This is a genomic window from Fictibacillus nanhaiensis, assembly GCF_036213205.1.
Taxonomy (GTDB): domain Bacteria; phylum Bacillota; class Bacilli; order Bacillales; family Fictibacillaceae; genus Fictibacillus; species Fictibacillus nanhaiensis_E.
Genome location: NZ_JARMFC010000009.1, coordinates 15257 through 33527, shown reverse-complemented (window position 1 = coordinate 33527; position 18271 = coordinate 15257). Strand labels below are relative to the sequence as shown.

19 protein-coding genes are annotated in these 18271 nt (G+C 39.0%); 13 read left to right on the top strand and 6 right to left on the bottom strand.

The genetic code is table 11. The features are described 5' to 3' along the window. Window positions 1-42 precede the first annotated feature (42 nt). From P4V41_RS11260 to P4V41_RS11235, 6 genes are all read left to right on the top strand, one after another. A complete protein-coding gene (locus P4V41_RS11260) occupies window positions 43-1029 on the top strand; it encodes a branched-chain amino acid ABC transporter permease (RefSeq protein ID WP_197192103.1) in 987 nt (328 codons plus the stop codon). 10 nt (window positions 1030-1039) lie between these two features. Beyond that, complete coding sequence (locus P4V41_RS11255; protein WP_328084983.1) at window positions 1040-2329, top strand: branched-chain amino acid ABC transporter permease; 1290 nt, start codon at window positions 1040-1042, stop codon at window positions 2327-2329. A 14-nt stretch (window positions 2330-2343) separates the two neighbouring features. Next, on the top strand, window positions 2344-3120 hold the full coding sequence (locus P4V41_RS11250) for an ABC transporter ATP-binding protein (protein WP_328084982.1): 777 nt from the start codon (window positions 2344-2346) through the stop codon (window positions 3118-3120). An 11-nt stretch (window positions 3121-3131) separates the two neighbouring features. Further along, the gene (locus P4V41_RS11245) at window positions 3132-3839 is read left to right on the top strand and encodes an ABC transporter ATP-binding protein (RefSeq protein WP_144703945.1); all 708 of its coding nucleotides are present in this window, start codon (window positions 3132-3134) and stop codon (window positions 3837-3839) included. A 228-nt stretch (window positions 3840-4067) separates the two neighbouring features. Beyond that, a complete protein-coding gene (locus P4V41_RS11240) occupies window positions 4068-4538 on the top strand; it encodes a low molecular weight protein-tyrosine-phosphatase (protein WP_328084981.1) in 471 nt (156 codons plus the stop codon). A 15-nt stretch (window positions 4539-4553) separates the two neighbouring features. Continuing rightward, window positions 4554-4979, top strand: a complete 426-nt coding sequence (locus P4V41_RS11235; protein ID WP_328084980.1) for a GNAT family N-acetyltransferase — start codon at window positions 4554-4556, stop codon at window positions 4977-4979. Window positions 4980-5224: 245 nt separating this feature from the next. Here the strand turns inward: P4V41_RS11235 and P4V41_RS11230 are convergent, their stop codons facing one another. Continuing rightward, window positions 5225-5479: a GlsB/YeaQ/YmgE family stress response membrane protein gene (locus tag P4V41_RS11230; RefSeq protein WP_066391095.1), complete on the bottom strand. Its 255-nt coding sequence runs from the start codon at window positions 5477-5479 to the stop codon at window positions 5225-5227. Window positions 5480-5639: 160 nt separating this feature from the next. Here P4V41_RS11230 and P4V41_RS11225 point away from each other — a divergent pair, with 160 nt between their 5' ends. Together P4V41_RS11225 and P4V41_RS11220 are read left to right on the top strand one after the other, a co-directional pair. Then, the gene (locus P4V41_RS11225; protein ID WP_328084979.1) at window positions 5640-6515 is read left to right on the top strand and encodes a YihY/virulence factor BrkB family protein; all 876 of its coding nucleotides are present in this window, start codon (window positions 5640-5642) and stop codon (window positions 6513-6515) included. Between the two features lie 377 nt (window positions 6516-6892). Then, the gene (locus P4V41_RS11220; protein ID WP_328084978.1) at window positions 6893-7339 is read left to right on the top strand and encodes a VanZ family protein; all 447 of its coding nucleotides are present in this window, start codon (window positions 6893-6895) and stop codon (window positions 7337-7339) included. 72 nt (window positions 7340-7411) lie between these two features. Here the strand turns inward: P4V41_RS11220 and P4V41_RS11215 are convergent, their stop codons facing one another. Continuing rightward, a complete protein-coding gene (locus P4V41_RS11215; RefSeq protein ID WP_328085113.1) occupies window positions 7412-7861 on the bottom strand; it encodes a redoxin domain-containing protein in 450 nt (149 codons plus the stop codon). 123 nt (window positions 7862-7984) lie between these two features. Beyond that, window positions 7985-9163, bottom strand: coding sequence for an MFS transporter (locus P4V41_RS11210; protein ID WP_328084977.1), 1179 nt, complete (start codon window positions 9161-9163; stop codon window positions 7985-7987). A gap of 91 nt (window positions 9164-9254) precedes the next feature. On the opposite strand from P4V41_RS11210, the gene P4V41_RS11205 reads away from it, so the two are divergent. Both P4V41_RS11205 and P4V41_RS11200 read left to right on the top strand, forming a co-directional pair. Continuing rightward, entirely contained in the window at window positions 9255-9638 is a 384-nt protein-coding gene (locus P4V41_RS11205) for an OsmC family protein (RefSeq protein WP_328084976.1), read from the top strand. A 121-nt stretch (window positions 9639-9759) separates the two neighbouring features. Then, on the top strand, window positions 9760-10605 hold the full coding sequence (locus P4V41_RS11200) for a YfkD family protein (RefSeq protein WP_328084975.1): 846 nt from the start codon (window positions 9760-9762) through the stop codon (window positions 10603-10605). A gap of 239 nt (window positions 10606-10844) precedes the next feature. On the opposite strand, the gene P4V41_RS11195 is transcribed toward P4V41_RS11200, so the two are convergent. Next, the gene (locus P4V41_RS11195) at window positions 10845-11162 is read right to left on the bottom strand and encodes a winged helix-turn-helix transcriptional regulator (protein WP_066243338.1); all 318 of its coding nucleotides are present in this window, start codon (window positions 11160-11162) and stop codon (window positions 10845-10847) included. Window positions 11163-11273: 111 nt separating this feature from the next. Beyond that, window positions 11274-12392 (bottom strand): radical SAM/CxCxxxxC motif protein YfkAB, encoded by a 1119-nt coding sequence (gene yfkAB / locus P4V41_RS11190; RefSeq protein ID WP_328084974.1) that lies wholly within the window; start codon window positions 12390-12392, stop codon window positions 11274-11276. A 134-nt stretch (window positions 12393-12526) separates the two neighbouring features. Here yfkAB and P4V41_RS11185 point away from each other — a divergent pair, with 134 nt between their 5' ends. From P4V41_RS11185 to pdaA, 3 genes are all read left to right on the top strand, one after another. Next, a complete protein-coding gene (locus P4V41_RS11185) occupies window positions 12527-12718 on the top strand; it encodes an SE1561 family protein (RefSeq protein WP_066243343.1) in 192 nt (63 codons plus the stop codon). A gap of 106 nt (window positions 12719-12824) precedes the next feature. Further along, a complete protein-coding gene (locus P4V41_RS11180; RefSeq protein ID WP_328084973.1) occupies window positions 12825-14372 on the top strand; it encodes a fumarate hydratase in 1548 nt (515 codons plus the stop codon). Window positions 14373-14673: 301 nt separating this feature from the next. Continuing rightward, complete coding sequence (gene pdaA, locus P4V41_RS11175) at window positions 14674-15489, top strand: delta-lactam-biosynthetic de-N-acetylase (RefSeq protein WP_328084972.1); 816 nt, start codon at window positions 14674-14676, stop codon at window positions 15487-15489. A 104-nt stretch (window positions 15490-15593) separates the two neighbouring features. Here pdaA and P4V41_RS11170 read toward each other — a convergent pair whose 3' ends face one another. Next, window positions 15594-18026, bottom strand: coding sequence for a carbohydrate binding domain-containing protein (locus tag P4V41_RS11170; RefSeq protein WP_328084971.1), 2433 nt, complete (start codon window positions 18024-18026; stop codon window positions 15594-15596). Between the last annotated feature and the right edge of the window lie 245 nt (window positions 18027-18271).

Sequence of the window (18271 nt, the reverse complement as noted above, 5' to 3'; positions counted from 1 at the left end):
TTTTTTACATACACTCCCCAGACGTGAAAGAGAGGAATATTTATGTTAGCTGAAATTTTACAAAGTCTGCCTCAAGTACTTGTAGATGGAATTGCTCTTGGTGCGATTTACGCCGTTATTGCACTTGGTTATACGATGGTTTATGGGATATTAGAACTTATCAATTTCGCCCACGGTGAAATTTTTATGACAGGTGCTTTTATTGGAGTTGCGATGCTGATTCTTATGACTGGAATGGGCTGGTTAGCCGCGATGCCTGCTATTCTTGCTTTAATCCTTGTATTGGTGGTTACGTCGATTCTAACAGGTTTCATGGGTGTTGGGATAGAGCGTATGGCGTACAGACCACTCAGGAATTCGCCTAAACTGATCACGTTAATCTCGGCTATAGGTGTATCGTTCTTGCTGCAGGATCTCGTTCGTTTTATTACAGAATATAAAAGAGGAAATTACATATTAACAGGTCCATCCATGTTTAATGAGCAATTTTCAATTAAATTTTCTAGTATCTCCTCTTCGTTTAGTGATGCGTTTTTTAAAACTTCTACATTGATCTTGATCATTGCAGTAGTAATCATGATGATCGGACTGGACTTTTTTGTTAATAAAACGAAGTGGGGTATGGCGATGAGAGCAGTAGCTCAAGATCGTGAAACGGCTTCGCTCATGTCTATCAATGTCAACAAAGTGATCTCGTTGACCTTTTTTATCGGGTCAGCATTAGGTGGAGCAACGGGTGTTCTGTTTGCTGTTCAATATGGAACGATTGATCCGTATATTGGGTTTATCCTAGGTTTAAAAGCATTTACAGCTGCTGTTCTTGGAGGAATCGGAAATATACGTGGTGCTATGGCTGGAGGATTAATGTTAGGGATTTTAGAAATGTTTGCAGCTGCAAATCTGCAGCTATTAACGGGTGGTATCTTTGGTGCAGAATATAAAGATGTATTTGCTTTCGCAATCCTAATCGTCGTATTAATTTTCAAACCAGAAGGACTGTTTGGCAAAGCAGTTACTGAGAAAGTGTAGGTGAAGAGCGATGAATAAGCTGACAAGTAAACTAAAAGGCAACAAGCTGGCACAAATTATTCTGCTCGTCCTTTATGTACTGATTACCTCGTTGAGCCTATATCTTGCTCAAGCATCTGTAACAGCTTTTCTGTTACTTTTGTTCTCGTTATTGCTGCTGTACTATACAGAGTTGCCAGATCGTCTAAAGTGGTTAATCGCAGGCGTCGTCCTCATTGGCGTAATACCTTTTGTCTCAAGCACAGGACCGGGTTATCAATCGTATATGGAGGTCGCTACGGTTGTTGGTATCTATGTTGCGATGGCTTTGGGACTTAATATCGTAGTTGGTTTAGCGGGTTTATTGGATCTCGGGTTCGTAGCCTTTTTTGCAATCGGGGCATATACGTATGGAATCTTTGCAACAGGACAAGCTGCTAATTTTATGCCATTCGGAACGTTCCCGTTATCGGGTGAAAGCTTTTGGATCTTCATTTTAATAGGATGCTTTGTAGCTGCACTTTTTGGTGTTTTATTAGGGATTCCTGTACTTCGTGTAAAAGGAGACTATTTAGCGATCGTTACGCTTGGTTTTGGTGAGATCATTAGAATTGTGTTTAATAACCTTGATAAGCCGGTGAATATTACGAATGGAGCAATGGGGTTAGCGTCTGTTAAACCTCCAGAGATTTTCGGTTATCAGTTTGTATATCCAAATCAATTCTACTTTATTGTTCTTGCTATCTTGTTTTTTGTTATTTTAGCTGTTAGAAGATTTGAGTTCTCAAAGATCGGCCGGTCATGGAAAGCGGTTAGAGAAAACGAGATCGCAGCACAATCAATGGGTATCCACCTTGTACGTACGAAGCTTTTAGCATTTGCAATCGGGGCTTCTTTTTCAGGAATGATGGGGGTTGTTTTTGCAGCGAAACAAACATTCGTTGATCCTACGAGTTTTACGCTACTAGAGTCTATCACCATCCTAGTAATGGTTATCTTAGGGGGAATGGGAAGTGTGCCAGGTGTAATCCTCGGGGCAGCCGTGATTACCATACTAAATTTACAGGTACTTACAGAGGTAACAAATTACTTAAATCAATTGAGTCTTGATGGTGTGATCAGCTTTCCAGAAGCGCTTGCTCCAGCAAAGATGCAACGATTTATCTTTGGAGCGATTTTAATCATATTTGCCATCTATCGCCCTCAAGGGTTAATACCATCCAAAAACCCAGTGTTTGATGAAGAGTCTCTTAAAGAGGGATCTAAAAAGCACAGAAATGAACAGATTACGGTTGAACCTGACAAAGGGTTTCAGGCATAGGAGGCGGTATAAAGATGTCAATTTTAACAGTTAGTAATCTTACTAAACAGTTTGGCGGACTAGTTGCCGTAAATTCAGTAGATATGACGGTGGAAAAAGGTTCAATAACAGCAGTAATCGGACCGAACGGAGCAGGCAAGACCACCTTTTTCAACCTAATCACAGGGGTATACCAGCCGGATAATGGGAATGTGCAGCTCGGATCGACTTCTTTAGTAGGGCTGAAACCACATGAGATATCCAGACATGGAATCGCCCGTACATTCCAGAACATTCGTCTTTTTTCAAACATTACCGTTCTTGAAAATGTAATGGTAGGTTTGCACAAACAGTTGAAAGCTGGAATCGTTGGTACTCTGTTTCAAACAAAAAAGGTAAGAGAAGAAGAACAGCTGGCAAAAGAAGAAGCGTACCACTGGCTTGAATATGTCGGCCTTGCTAAACATCTGAACGAAGATGCCCAAAATTTATCCTATGGAGCTCAGCGTAGACTTGAGGTTGCACGTGCGCTGGCTACGAAACCTAAACTCTTGCTTTTAGATGAACCAGCAGCAGGGATGAACCCGAGAGAAACACGTGAGTTAACGGAGTTTATCCAGCGAATGAGAGAGGACCTGGACGTAACGATCGTTTTGATTGAACATGATATGAAGCTAGTAATGGAGATATCTGAACAGATCTTTGTTTTGGATCATGGTGAAAAGATCGCTGAAGGAAAGCCTGCTGAAATCCGCAATGATGTAAAAGTGATTGAAGCTTATCTTGGAAAAAGTGCCGTAACACCAGCGTAAGGAGGAGAACGATGAGTATTCTGCAATTAAAAGATATTAACACATATTACGGTGGTATTCATGCGCTAAAAGGTATCAGCATATCTGTTGAAAAAGGGGAAATCGTTACATTAATCGGATCGAACGGTGCAGGGAAATCAACCACTTTAAAAACGATCAGTGGACAGGTTCTGCCGAAAACAGGTTCTGTTATCTATGAAGGAAAGGATATCTCTAAACAACCTGCGCACATTACCGCTCAAACGGGTATTGCACACGTTCCTGAAGGGAGAAGAATTTTTCCAAGATTGACGGTAAAAGAGAACCTAGAGATGGGTGCTTTTATCGTAAAAGATAAAAAGGTAATTAAGGAACGGATGGAACAGGTTTTTGACTATTTTCCAAGGTTAAGAGAACGATTGACTCAAAAAGGGGGTACGATGAGTGGCGGTGAGCAGCAGATGCTCGCCATGGGCCGTGCACTTATGTCAAAGCCGCGTCTATTGCTGCTTGATGAACCTTCAATGGGGTTAGCTCCTGTTATTGTAGAACAAATTTTTGATATTATAAGTGATCTTAATAAAGAAGGAATGACGATTCTTCTAGTTGAACAAAACGCGTTTCAAGCTCTTCAGATCGCGAATCGAGGGTATGTACTGCAGACAGGAGAGATTGTGATGGCTGGTCAAGGGAATGAGCTCATTACAAATGAGTCCGTTCGAGAGGCTTATCTGGCTTAACTTTCGTATTCTTTGTTGCTTTAGTTAGTAGTTGATTTCCGTTCCAGGTGCTCGCTTTCCGCGGGGCGTTAAGCTTATTAAAGACTGCATGCTATCATCGTTATTTTCAACAGCATATGCATATAAAGCCGGGCTTTAGCAGCCTGGTTTTATTTATGTGTATATTTGCTCTTTATTATTGGATGAAATTGTTATACCTTAATAAGGAAGACGAAAGGGGTATGATTCATGATTAGAGTACTCTTCGTATGCTTAGGAAACATATGTCGATCTCCTATGGCGGAGGCTATTTTTCGAGATCTTGTAAAACGAGAAGGATTATCTGAAATCATTTCCATTGATTCTGCTGGTACTGGAAACTGGCATGCAGGCGAACCACCGCATGAGGGAACAAGGAATATCTTGAAAGAAAAGCAAATATCCTATGAAGGTCAAAAAGCACGGCAAGTTAAGGCGAGAGATTTAACAGACTACGATTATATCATTGGGATGGACGCTGAGAATATTGGGAACATGCATAGGATGGCGGGCCAAACTAAAACAGGCATGATCGCAAGACTTATGGATCTTGTACCTGAAGTTGAAGAAGAGGATGTTCCTGATCCGTACTTTACTGGTAATTTTCAAGAAGTGTATGACCTTGTAACTGTTGGGTGTGAGAGGCTACTTATTGAAATAAAAAATAGAGAATCGTTATAATCAGGAGGATATTGGATGGGTGAAATTCGTCAATTATCATCAGAACAAGAAGTGCGTGATGCTTTTCCGGTAATGAATCAGCTTCGTACGCATCTTTCAGAAGATCTTTTCTATGAACTATTTTTACAGATGGAGAAAGAAGGTTATACGTTATTCGCCAATGTTCATGAAGAAAAAATTGTTGCTTTGGCGGGTTTTGCGATGCTGACTAATCTTTACGACGGAAAGCATATTTATTTGTACGATCTGATCACTGATTCTAACGAACGATCAAAAGGATATGGTGAGGAACTTCTTGCATTTTTGGAGTCCTTTGCACTTCAAAATAACTGTAATTGTGTAGTGCTAAGTTCTAATGTAAACCGTTTAGACGCTCACCGTTTTTATACAGAAAAGATGAATTATGAGATGCCGAGCTATGTGTTTAAAAAGAGATTTTAATGTTAATCGTAAGCGAATATAAACCTGATGAACGATCATAAATTTTGGCCAGCGATCATAAATCATCGTGAGCAATCATAAATCAGGGCGTTCATAACGAATAAACGGACATAATTCTTTATGCAAACTAAAGAAAAGCTAGTAACTATTGTAACAAAGCAAAAAGCTGGCCAAGGAAGATCATATCATGATCGACCTTAGCCAGCTTTTCACTTGAAAAAGGGGTTATGTTTTAGTAAATCTTATTAAGCACGGCTACGCATACTGCGCATGATCCAGCTTACGATAAGTACTACTACAACTGCACCGATAATAGCTGGAACGATTGCAAATCCTGCTACCATTGGTCCCCAATCACCTAATAATAATCCACCTAACCATGCACCAACAAAACCTGCGATGATGTTACCGATGATTCCGCCTGGTACGTCACGTCCTGTTAAAAGACCTGCCAACCAACCGATGATTCCTCCAATTATAAGTGCCCATAATAAACTCATTTAAAATTCCTCCTTTTTTTTGTAGGTTGTAATATGGAATTATTCTTAAGTTACCCATTATAAAAAAATATAAACTTATCCTGAAAAAAGTTTTTATCACCTTAAGGAAGGGGAAAGATAAAGGGAAATGTATAAAAATAAGTAAGGGGTGAGAGGAACTTTGACATTATGGCATATACTCAAACACATGAAAGCTAAAGCATTTGGAATTGAATTCATACATGGTTTTCAACGAGGAGACGTTACAGGACTCGCAGCACAGCTTGCTTATTATTTTCTGCTTTCGCTGTTCCCTTTTCTTATCTTCTTATTAACGCTTGGTGCCTTTTTTATTGAACCGAAAGAAGCACTCGATTTGTTAGAGCATTTTGTCCCAACAGAGGCAATGGATTCTGTTCGGGAGAATTTACTTGCTGTATTAGAAGGAAGAAGTGGTGGACTCTTATCAATTGGAATTCTAGCTACGATATGGTCAGCTTCTAATGCAATCAACGCTGTAATCAAGACTTTAAACGAAGCATATGGAGTAAAAGAATGCCGAAGCTTCATTAAAACAAGGTTGCTGGCTATATTCTTAACGTTTGGCGTTATTTTTGCTTTCGTAGTTGCACTTGTTTTTCCTGTATTCGGAAAAATGCTTGGGAATGCAGCCTTTTCTTATTTAGGATTAAGTGATGAGTTCCTGATGATCTGGGGAGTTTTACGTTGGTTGATTAGCTTTCTTATCATCGCGACGGTTGTGTCTGTTCTATATTATTTAGCACCATGTAAAAAGCTCAAATATAGTGAAATTTGGTACGGTTCACTCGTTGCTACATTCTTTTGGCAGGTTGTTTCGTTCGGTTTCGCTTTTTATGTGGATCATTTCGGTAATTATTCTGCTACTTACGGAAGTATTGGGGCGATTATTGTTCTTATGCTGTGGTTCTACCTAACAGGTATCGTGCTATTATCAGGTGGAGTCCTTAATGCAACATTTCATAAGTTTAAAATTGATTTTGCCAAGAAAAGGGGCTTGTTAAAGGCTGAATCCTAGGTAAAACTATACATACCTTGTCGTTAAGGAGGTATTATTGAATATGGGAAAAAGCAACAAGCAGACCCACAACAATAAGAACAATAAAAATGATAGTCAGCACAAAACGAGTAAATCCTCGAACAAAAAGAATGACTTTCATTAATTTAAAGCGAACAAGTACGAAGCTGTCCTCTTAGCAGGGCGGCTTTTTTATCCTTTCAGGAACTATTATGAAAAAATTTATAAGAAGTACATGTTTTGAGTGGATAATACGAAATGTGTATAAGTAATGGAGAAAGTTTGTGTCTTTTACCTGTATCTCCTTAAGAGCTTTGCGTGTTACACTAAAAAGGCACTTATGGGAATTTCTTTAAAAAAGGCAGGAGAAAGGCAGTATGAAAAAAGTTAGATTCATCTTTAGCGTTTTAGGTACACTTGTATTTATTGTGTATTTGGCAGTTCTTATTAAAGCCACTCTTTTCTCATTTAATGAGTATGTTTATGGAAGATCAGCTAATCTTGTTTTGTTTGACAGCATAAGGCTGATGTGGAGAAGCGATAATGATTGGCTTATCCTGAAAAACATAATCGGGAATGTGCTTTTGTTTGTACCATTTGGTTTGTTGCTGCCTTTAATTTACCGAGTGTTTAACTCTTGGCGTTTTATTTTTATCTTTGGTTTTGGTACAAGTTTTATTATTGAGGTTCTTCAATATGAGTATTTCAAACGAATATTCGATATTGATGATATATTTCTTAATGGTATGGGAGCAATGCTAGGACTTTTTTTATTCAAGTTTTTAGCTGTACTCTTTCGATGGATTGAACGATTGCTAAAATAAATGGTGTCTAAACCAATATTTTTAGAAGATAAAAGAAACCGGGCAGCGATAAAGCTGTCCGGTTTTGTATACTTACTTCGTTTCTTTTCCTAGTACACGGTTAACACGCTTTGTTAGCATCTTCATGCCATCTCCACCTGCTTGATAATGACGCAGCTTGCCTTCTGCATCAAAAACATAATAAGCAGGCACGTATTCATTTTCAAACGCGTCTGTTAGCGCATGATCGTTATCAACAAAGATTGGCTGTGTAATATCGTGTTCTGCTGCTACTTCTTTAATCTGGTTAATATCTAGATCTTTTTCTGAACGAGGCATATGAACGGCAATAACGTTCAGTTCGTCTTTATAGTCATCGCGAAATTGATTAATGTTAGGCATTGCATCCTTACATAATCCACAGCTTACAGACCAAAAGTGAATAAGTGTTGGTTTATTTCCAATCAAGTCACTTTTAGAAACTTCTCCATTTATCCATTGTGTAGCTCCACTAAGTTCTGGCATATCCGAACGTAATCTCATCATAAAAATATCTACTCCTTGTTTTGAAGATAGTTAAGTTATCTAATTTCTAGTTTAAAGATTGAGCAACTAAAGTCAAAAATCCTGCTCTACTAATATGGTGTAAAAAGAAAAATATTATTTCTAAGCTGTTTTGGACTTAATCGCGATTTCATGTTTATTTTTAATAAAAAGTATCGGTAAACAAAGTATAAATAACATACCGCATATCGCAAATACAAAAGCACCGTCATCAAACAAGCTTATGAAGCTTCCTCCAATCATAGGACCAGACATACTGCCTATGCTAAAGCTGATGCCTGCTAAGATATTGCCTGCTGGCAGGTGATATTTAGGAAGCAGGTCACTCATATACGCAATTCCTAGAGAGAACATCGAACCGACAAACATTCCAGATAAGAAAAACAAACTGATAAGAAGCCAAAAGTTATGCATGCTCCAATATGTTGCCAAAAACGAGAAGAACCCCGAGACGAAAGAAAAAATTAGGATCGGTTTCCTGCCTAATCTATCACTAAGAATACCAAGTGGCAGTTGGAGTACAAGGCTGCCTAACACGAAGGCTGGCAAGAGAAGCGCTACCCAATCTAAGCTTATCCCGTTACGTAGTGCAAACACGGGAAAGGAACCATGAAGGGTAGCTTCTAAAAATCCATAGCCAAATGGCGGCAACAATGATACCCATGCTAATTTCAGCACATCCTTATAACGATCGATGGCTGTAATGCCAGAAGTACGGGCAGACTCTGTTTCAGGTCTTTCGTTGCGTATTGTCGTCATTAGAAGAAAAGAGAGAAAACAAAGACCTGCAGCAAGCCAAAAAGGAAGGTTTTCATTTACTTCTAACATCTTCGTCATAAGGGGTCCAATTCCAAACCCTGCTCCAAACGCAATGCCATATATAGAAATATTTCTACCTCTCTTCTTTTCAGGACTATTAGTCGTAATCCAGGTTTGCGTTGAGAAATGCAGCATGTGATCTCCAATACCGATCAAGAGCCTTAAAACAAACCAAAACCAAAATACTTTCCAGACGGGAAACATGGCAAAACAGAATACGACAGCTAACAGACCTGCTAATATGAGTGGTTTATAGCCGAGTCTTCTAAGAGGCTTCTCGATAAATGGAGAAGCGATCAAGATACCTATATAAAGAGCTGTTGCATGAAAACCATTTAAGGAAGCCGATGTACCATCCTGTTCAAAAATGACTGCAATTAAAGGAAGCAGCATGCCTTGAGCGAAACCTGAAATAAAAACAATGCTAACTAAAACTGAGAATTTATACGTAGAAAGCTGCATGAGCATCTCCTTTTCAAAACAAACTAAAACCATTGTACAATGGATACCATAAAAAGTTGAGTGTAAATTTCAAGATTAGGGGTGTATGAATTTGGAATTTAGAATGACTGAAAATGGTTTTGAAACCGAAGTAGAATATGGAACACTCGAAGTAAGCGGAAACGCGAATTATGGTTATCGTCCGTTTCAACTTCTCGTTTCTTCTATAGCTGTATGCAGCGGTGGCGTCCTTCGTAAAGTATTAGAGCGTATGAGAATGTCTTATGACGATATTACGGTACAAGCTAAAATAATCAGAGTGGAAAAAGAGGCAAACCGCGTATCTGAAATCCATCTTCATTTTTTGATCAAAGGGAAAGAATTATCAGAAGACAAGGTTGAAAAAGCATTAAATGTAACTCGAAAAAACTGCTCGATGGTGCAATCCGTTAAAGATAGTATAAACATTACCGAAAGTTTCACAATTCAAGCTTAAATAATACCCTGGTTCTTTAACGAATCAGGGTTTTTATTTTCCAACAATACCCGTACGAATCAAAGCAAGGAGCATGGATAAATTTTGTGGGTTAGAAAAAAATAGGGGAAAGGAGGATATTATGAAAAAGAGAATTTTTATTATTATTTTTGTTATGCTTTTTGTGTTAACGAATACAGCATTAGCAGCTGAAAAGACAAAACAACAGCCAGAACAAAAACAAAAACAAGCAGAAAAAATAGAAAAAGCTGCTCCAAAAGCAGATATAAAAGTACCGAGTTCGGTTCTTAGCATTTCAAAAGAGAACACGTATCCTAACTCTGCACAAGATCTTCCGTACTTAGAACCGAGCAAGCTCGCAAAAGCCATGCTTAAAACGTCGGATGTTCCAATTACAAATCCAGATTTAATTCGTTTATTGAATGAATCGTCTATAAATGGATCAAAAGTAGCTTTTTGGTATCGTGCAAAAATTTACTTAGGGCAATGGCCACTGTCTTATCAATCAACAGAAACGACGGTGAATTGGGAACATCAACAAATTAATACGAACCGTTTAGATAACAGAGGGGCAAAAGCAGTTGCGAAGTTGTCTTATAACCAAACGGCTCATAAAAAAGTTAGCGGTGGTTTAACTGCATCTATTCCAAATAGTGAAGCCGTTCAAAAAATGATGCTCATCACAGCAGCAGAAAAATCGAAGCTACCCCTATCGTTCCAGACAGCAGTTGGTGCGGGTACAAAGAAATCGAATGTATACCATGTGTCGCCGAAACAGGTAGGATATTTAAATAGTTATGTTCCAGCCGTAAATGAAAGAGGACGAGTTACTTATGGAGAAGTGTATATCGTTTTAAAAGGCGGTAAAAGAGAGATCGTCATCCAAAACGTTACACAGCAAGGAATTGGTGCTTGGATTCCGGTTCAAGACCACGTATCATTTAGTTTTCATACAAGCAATATGTAAAAAAGGACAGCTCCTTAAACAGCTGTCCTTCCTTTTTGCGTATTAAAGTTATACCCAAGATGGTGCTGGATTCCCCATGATGCTTCATTGAAAAGTTAATTGGAGTGTAAGGTGTGAGACTCCTGGGGGATCAGCGGGACAGGTGAGACTCTTAACAGCGCAATAGCGCTAAGAGGATCACCGCACGCCCCCCGGAAAGCGAGCACCTGAAACGGAAATTAACACTCTCGGGTTAGCCATTAACAATGGTCCACCCATTGTTCGCTCCAGTCTTGAATGGCATTGATGATTGTTTTTAGAGAATTACCTTTATCCGTCAGTGAATACTCAATTCGCACAGGTGTCTCTGGGTAAACGTTACGTTTCACAATTCCCACAGACTCTAATTCCTTCATCCGTTCTGTAAGCATACGATCGCTCATCTCGGGAATCTGGGATTTGATGTCTTTAAACCGTTTAGGGCCATCCATCAAAACGCGAATGATGAGTCCTGTCCATTTTTTGCCGATAATATCCATGGCTACTTCATACTTCGGACACATCGTGCTATAATCCATTATCATTCACCTCTATCTATATGAAAAAACGATGCTTTTTCTACAGTCTATATTTGCCTCCTATTATACGATTTAAACTTACTTTTGTAAAGTTTATAACTTTTTAACGCTTTAAAGCTTTGATGTATTATTTTTGAAGTCCACATCTTTATAGTAAGAATGTTTAACAAGTACGTTCGGTCCTAAACATTGAACCGCGGGACAATGACAGCTCAGTTCTTTTGCTAGAGCTGATTCGTTCCAAGCTTCATAAGCTTGGAGTAAGCTCGTGTCTTTAATGTTGCCAAGAGCTGGAGCGTCACCGAAGTCTGTAACAATAATATTGCCATCAAAAAGGTTGATGTTTAACCTCGATCTTCCATCAGGGTCATTACGCACTGTAACATTTTCTTCTGTTTGAAGTCTTCTGATCAATCTCAAATCCTCTTCGTTTTCAGAACAAGCATAAAAGGGTAGAGTTCCAAATAGCATCCAAGTGTTTTTATCACGAATATCAAGTAGATGATGAATACTTTCACGCATTTCTTTTAGAGAGATTGTTTCTAAAGTACTCGCGAAATCGCTCGGGTACATAGGGTGAATCTCGTGACGCTGACAGCCCATCTCAAGAACGTGTTTATGTATTTCTTCTAAATAGGGCAATGTCTTTTTATTTAACATCGTTTCAGCAGAAACCATCACACCTGCTTTTGTTAAAGCCTGAGCGTTTTCGACTAAGCGGGTAAAGTACGCTTGGCGTTGTTCTACAGAAGGCTTTTTATCCATCATGGCAAAGCCTGTATCAGAAAACTCCTCCAGTGTTCCCCAGTTATGGGAAATGTGAAGCACATCTAAGTATGGAATAATTTTTTCGTAGCGCGCTAAATCTAAAGTTAAATTTGAATTAATCTGAGTGCGTGCACCACGTTCTCTGGCGTATTTTAATAAAGGAACAACGTAATTATTTACTGACTTTAATGAAAGCATAGGCTCACCGCCTGTGATGCTGAAAGCTCTTAATTGAGGAATCTCATCAAGTCGTTTGATGACTAGATCGAGCGGAAGAGGCTCAGGATCTTTTGTTTGCAGCGTGTATCCCACTGCACAGTGCGCACAACGCATATTACACAATGTAGTTGTTGTTATTTCTATATTGGATAGCTGAAGTTTTTTATGTTCACTCATATCTAAATAAGCTTCCCACGGATCATGCTTTGGGGTTATCGCTTTTAATTCGGTTTTTAACACCATCATACATCTCCTTTGCGACCATAAATGGACAGTATCTATCTTAACCGAACGTACATTAAAGAAAAAGGATAATATTCTGTTGGCAAAAACGGCTGACCTTGTTAAAGTAGAAGGGATGGAAAGGAGAGATCAACATGGGTAACTCTATTCAGGATAAATCCTCTCAAAAAGAATATATTAAAAATCGTATTGACTTATTAGTTGATGTTTTAGATTCTATAGATGCTGAAACAGCTGGAATTGAAGAGATCGACCGAATCATCGGAATGCTGGATGACTTAGAAGAAAAGTGCAAACAGTTCCGTCACGATTGGGAAGAAAAATAAGCTCGAAAACCGTTTCTTTTTTTAGAGACGGTTTTTTTGTTATAATGAACTCATTGATAATTTTGATTACGCTTACAATAGCAAGTCATAAAGGGGAAGTGAAGAGATGGAGAAATTTCAAGAAAGCATGTACAAGCTGATTGTAGAAACATCAACGAAATTGCCAAAAGACGTTCGCCGTGCCATTCTTGCAGCTAAGCTAAAAGAAAACGCCGGAACGCGTGCTGCGATGTCTTTAGATACGATTACTGATAATATTTTAAAAGCTGATGAAAATGTTTCACCGATCTGTCAAGATACTGGACTTCCTACTTTTAAAATCAAAGTTCCTGTAGGAGCTAACCAGATTAAGATGAAAAAAGCGATCCGTCAAGCTATTGCGGATGCAACAAAAGATACGAAGCTTCGACCGAACTCAGTCGATTCGATCACAGGAGATAACAGTGGGGACAACCTAGGAGACGGCACGCCTGTTATTAAATTTGAGCAGTGGGAAGAAGATTATATCGATGCTCGTCTGATACTAAAAGGCGGCGGTTGTGAGAACAAAAATATTCAATATAGTCTTCCTGCCGAATTAGAAGGCTTAGGACGCGCGGGTCGTGATTTAGACGGTATTCGTAAGTGTATCATGCACTCCGTTTATCAAGCACAAGGCCAAGGCTGTAGTGCCGGCTTCATCGGTGTTGGGATTGGTGGCGACCGTACATCTGGTTATGAGCTTGCTAAAGAGATGTTATTCCGTTCTGTAGATGATGTTAATCCAAACGAAAACCTTCGTAAACTTGAAGAGTATGTGATGGAGAATGCAAATAAACTTGGAATAGGCACAATGGGCTTTGGCGGTGAAACGACATTGCTAGGCTGTAAAGTTGGTGTTATCAACCGAATTCCAGCGAGTTTCTTTGTATCAGTAGCTTATAACTGCTGGGCTTACCGTCGTTTAGGGGTAAAACTGAACCCTGAAACGGGAGAAATTCAAGATTGGTTGTATACAGAAGGCGAAGAAGTGGACTTCACTAAAGCTGAAGAAGAAGCTGCAGCCGCAGTTGAACAGCAAGAAGAGAAGACGAGAAGCGTTACACTTGAAGCTCCTATTACCGAAGAGCAGATTCGTGAACTAAAAGTTGGAGATGTTGTTACGATCAACGGAATGATGCACACAGGTCGAGATGCTATTCATAAACATTTAATGGATAATCCGGCGCCAATCGATCTGAACGGTCAGATCATCTACCACTGTGGACCAGTAATGGCAAAAGACGCTGAAGGAAATTGGGTCGTAAAAGCGGCAGGACCGACTACAAGTATTCGTGAGGAACCTTACCAAGGTGACATCATGAAAAAGTTCGGAATCCGCGCAGTTATTGGTAAAGGTGGAATGGGTCCAAAAACATTAGCAGCTCTTAAAGAGCATGGTGGTGTTTATTTGAACGCTATCGGTGGGGCTGCCCAATATTACGCTGAGTGTATGGAAAAAGTAGAAGGTGTCGACCTGATGGAATTCGGTGTTCCAGAAGCAATGTGGCACATTCGCGTAAATGGCTTTACAGCAGTAGTAACGATGGATTCACACGGAAACAGTCTTCATGAGCATGTGGAGAAATCATCCTTACAGAAGTTAGAGCAATTTAAAGATCCTGTATTTAAATAAAATGAATGTGTGAGCCACAGTTCTGATTTGGAACTGTGGTTTTTTATTTTTACCGCGTGAGATGAATAGGGAGTATAGAAAAATGTCTATTTTTGTAGACTCGTGGATAAATCGCAAAAACTTTAGGATTGAGCATTAAAACTTGTGGATTGAAGCACAAAACTTTAGGATTGAGCATCCAAATTTGTGGATTGAAGCAGAAAATATCACCATTACACTCGTTTCCTTTATATCCCTAGCATGGTTTTCTACAATTACAACAAAATAAAGGTATAGGTTGTCGCTTGAAGGAGGAAGTTTAATGAAAATCAATCGGCTCCTGTGCCTAATATTGGTTTCAATCATATTTTTTACACAAACGCATGTTATTTATGCTAAAAGAGGCGTATCCAATCAAAGACTGGAATGGTACTTTGAGAAAAAAGGGGAAGAGAAGCCTCCCATCACAGATGCAAGATACATGGAGCTCGTCCATAAATACGATAGCCTTTTTGTTGGCGATCCAGCAAAAAAAGATATCTATTTAACCTTCGATAATGGATACGAAAATGGTTATACCGATAACGTTTTGGATGTGTTGAAGAGAAAGAAAGTACCTGCAGCCTTTTTTGTAACCGGACAATTTATGAAGACTCACCCTCACCTAATAAAACGAATGGCTGAAGAAGGGCATATTGTTGGGAATCACTCTTATTACCATCCAGATCTTACCCAAGTGTCTGATGCACGTTTGAAGAATGAGCTTGAAAAAGTAAAGCATAGATACACGGAGATAACGGGAAGAACCGATATGAATTATATTCGACCTCCAAGAGGAGTGTTTAGCGAAAGAACGATTATGCTTGCTAAACAAGAAGGCTATACACACGTGTTCTGGTCACTTGCCTTTTTAGATTGGGAAACCAATAAACAGCGTGGTTGGCAATATTCGTACAACCAGATCATGAAGCAGATTCATCCAGGTAGCATCATGCTTTTGCATACGGTTTCTAAAGACAATGCAGATGCACTCGAACGGACGATTGAAGCTCTTCAAAAAAGAGGCTACACATTCAAAAGCTTAGACGACTTACAGCTTAAGAAATCTGTGCCAACACCATTATTATTTAAGTCTTGAACACTTTTGCATAAATTGTGAAGGTGTTTCTTTTTGTACTAAAAGGATACAAAAAACGCTTAAACCTTTGCTTTTGAGAAAACAGTGGATTAAGCGTTCAAGGATTATTTTAAAACAGATAGCTGCACGTCATCGAGATAGATCGCATGTTCGCCTAGTGGTGATCCTGAACTTTTTCCAAACAGGAACTTTAAAGACAACGTATCTGTATCAGTAGGAGTTATTTTGTACGTATAGGTGGTTTTTTCAGTTCCGATTTCAATGCTCTCAGCAAAATAACGCTTGTACTGTGCGTTTTCAAACGTTACCTCTATGTTGCGAGCAATCTGTGAGGAAACCGAAAAACGTAGTTCGTAATTCAATCCCTCAACTAACTTTAAATTGCCTTGTTCTAAAAGAACGCTCCATGGCTCATTTCCTTCAGAATTGATGTTAATTATGGCTTTACCTTCCTCACTCACAATTTGAGCATTTGCATCGTAATGGATGTATGGGTTCCAAAAAGAAAGTCCGGAAAGAAAATCTCCATTTTTTAAGGGTTTCATATCCACATCGTTGTAATCCGGAATATTGGATAGTTTTTTCAAAACAATATCATCTAAGTAAACATCAGCTGAATTTCCACCTAAATAAAAAATTAACTGGCTATTGTAGTCTGACGTTTCACCATCATACCTAAATTTTACCTCGTACGTATTACTTCTTCTGTTTAGGTTCACTTTTGCAGGTGTTACATACGATTTATTGCCGCTCTCATCTAACACACCAACGGAAATGGATCGATTCTTATCGGCTTTTCCTTTAAAAGTTAAAAGGTATTCATTTCCTTTTATCAACTGTATTCCTTTTTGAATAAGGTATTTATCTGATTTCTTAGTAGAATGACTCTTTAAATAAGCATGAAATTCACGAGTTTTATCGTTAACAACTGCTCTATCTTTTTTATGATTTGAAACAAACTCCCAATACGTCAGTCGATCCATATCGCCTTGATCAAATGTGCCATTGTATATATGGTTACCATCTGGAAGTGGGGGCTTTGTGGCGGACTCATCAATAGGCTCATTTGTTACTTCTTCTACACGCACGTTACCTATCCAAACAGGAATGCTTCCATTGTTCCCTAGATTAAACTCTAAGCGAGCGGCAAGATCCGTATCTGCTAGCATATCAAACGTGAAGGTATAAGCTTCAAGTGTATCACCTAATTTAATCATTTCTTCATTCGAGTATTTGCCCCAGCCACGCTCTGCGCCACCGCCAACTTTAACAGTCATTTGTCGATCAGATGCTGCTTTTGCATCAAAACTAACTTTGTAACGTCCGCTTTTGCCGAGTGAAAGAAGTTGAATCGCTTGAACAGAATGTGAAAATGCTCCAGGAACTTGTGGAGTGATCACTGCAAAATTCTTATTATCGATCATTTCTTTATCAGCTGAAGCCTCACCACCAAAGTCGGGAAGAGTGACAAGGTTCCAGTAGGTTGGATCGAATGGTGTTTCATTTTGATCGATACGAGTAAAAGGTCTTTCAAAGTTTTCGTCATAAACGAGATTTCCGTCTTCAAGAGGTTGTTTAGCTTCTTCAGGAAGTTCAACAGGCTTTGGAGTAGGTTCCACAGGTTCTCGATAATCTCGATTTTTTATTTCATACACACGAACATAATCAATCTCCATCTGTTGAGGGAATGTAGTCGTTTCATCTGGATCTCCATCAAACCATCCCCCAACAGCAAGGTTCATTACTAAGTAAAAATTTTGATCAAAAGGTGCTGGATAAGAAAACTTTATCGGATTATTTTGTCCTTTTGCATACCACTCATTTTGCGTTTGGTATAGTTCCCCGTCTACATACCATCTGATTTCACCGGGTTCCCATTCAATAGCGTAAGTGTGCCATGCATTGATTCCATCGTTAAAAGGGAATACAAACTCTTTACCTGTATAGCGATTGTTTGGCCATGTCTCACCATAATGGAGCGTGCCAGCCACTTTATTTGGTTTACTTCCCCAAGCTTCCATGATATCAATTTCACCTGATGCGGCCCATCCACCATATCGATCCTTTTCGGGCAACATCCAAACCGCTGGCCAAAATCCTTTACCTGTAGGAGATTTAGCGCGAACTTCATACCGCCCATACGTTTGACTGAATAACCCCTTCGTTTTTAATTTTGCCGACGTATAATCATAAGTGCCTGAGTCATCAGTAGTAACTTCTTTTTTAGCACGGATAATCAATTTACCGTCTTTGATAAATGAGTTTTCATCTGAGTTCGTATAATACTGCTTTTCATTGTTTCCCCAGCCTGGTGTAATGAGATTGCCATCGTCATCTTTTATCCAGTTGCCGGTATCATATGTCCATTTCTTCGGATCAATTGTTAGCTTGTTGAATTCATCGGACCATGTGAGGGCCCATTTTGTTTTTTCTTTCTTTTGTTGAAGTTCTTTATTCACCTCATCTTCAGTTGATGCGATTACCCCACTTGGCATCATTAATAAAGCAGAGACTGCAAAAGCACAGATTTTTTTCACTGAACATCTTCCTCCTTTGTTTTGAGTATCGAAACGAAAGCGGTTTCGAAAACGAATAAAAAAATAGGAGCTTCATTTACGAAAGCGCTTTCGTTATAGCTATTATAGAGATTTTGAAAAATCCACACAATCTGACTTTAGTATGGTTTTTTGATTACAAAAAGTTTTATTTGATTGTGTTGCAGTGCAAAAAGCTTTGCCTCCCTTTGAAAATTGAATATTGAAGTTGGTAGAACAAGCAAGTT

What these genes read in the sequence shown, in the direction of transcription:
- P4V41_RS11260 (WP_197192103.1), top strand. Translation starts at nt 43, where the DNA reads ATGTTAGCTGAAATTTTACAAAGTCTGCCTCAAGTACTTGTAGATGGA.
- P4V41_RS11255 (WP_328084983.1), top strand. Translation starts at nt 1,040, where the DNA reads ATGAATAAGCTGACAAGTAAACTAAAAGGCAACAAGCTGGCACAAATT.
- P4V41_RS11250 (WP_328084982.1), top strand. Translation starts at nt 2,344, where the DNA reads ATGTCAATTTTAACAGTTAGTAATCTTACTAAACAGTTTGGCGGACTA.
- P4V41_RS11245 (WP_144703945.1), top strand. Translation starts at nt 3,132, where the DNA reads ATGAGTATTCTGCAATTAAAAGATATTAACACATATTACGGTGGTATT.
- P4V41_RS11240 (WP_328084981.1), top strand. Translation starts at nt 4,068, where the DNA reads ATGATTAGAGTACTCTTCGTATGCTTAGGAAACATATGTCGATCTCCT.
- P4V41_RS11235 (WP_328084980.1), top strand. Translation starts at nt 4,554, where the DNA reads ATGGGTGAAATTCGTCAATTATCATCAGAACAAGAAGTGCGTGATGCT.
- P4V41_RS11230 (WP_066391095.1), bottom strand. Translation starts at nt 5,479, where the DNA reads ATGAGTTTATTATGGGCACTTATAATTGGAGGAATCATCGGTTGGTTG.
- P4V41_RS11220 (WP_328084978.1), top strand. Translation starts at nt 6,893, where the DNA reads ATGAAAAAAGTTAGATTCATCTTTAGCGTTTTAGGTACACTTGTATTT.
- P4V41_RS11215 (WP_328085113.1), bottom strand. Translation starts at nt 7,861, where the DNA reads ATGAGATTACGTTCGGATATGCCAGAACTTAGTGGAGCTACACAATGG.
- P4V41_RS11210 (WP_328084977.1), bottom strand. Translation starts at nt 9,163, where the DNA reads ATGCAGCTTTCTACGTATAAATTCTCAGTTTTAGTTAGCATTGTTTTT.
- P4V41_RS11200 (WP_328084975.1), top strand. Translation starts at nt 9,760, where the DNA reads ATGAAAAAGAGAATTTTTATTATTATTTTTGTTATGCTTTTTGTGTTA.
- P4V41_RS11195 (WP_066243338.1), bottom strand. Translation starts at nt 11,162, where the DNA reads ATGGATTATAGCACGATGTGTCCGAAGTATGAAGTAGCCATGGATATT.
- yfkAB (WP_328084974.1), bottom strand. Translation starts at nt 12,392, where the DNA reads ATGGTGTTAAAAACCGAATTAAAAGCGATAACCCCAAAGCATGATCCG.
- P4V41_RS11185 (WP_066243343.1), top strand. Translation starts at nt 12,527, where the DNA reads ATGGGTAACTCTATTCAGGATAAATCCTCTCAAAAAGAATATATTAAA.
- P4V41_RS11180 (WP_328084973.1), top strand. Translation starts at nt 12,825, where the DNA reads ATGGAGAAATTTCAAGAAAGCATGTACAAGCTGATTGTAGAAACATCA.
- pdaA (WP_328084972.1), top strand. Translation starts at nt 14,674, where the DNA reads ATGAAAATCAATCGGCTCCTGTGCCTAATATTGGTTTCAATCATATTT.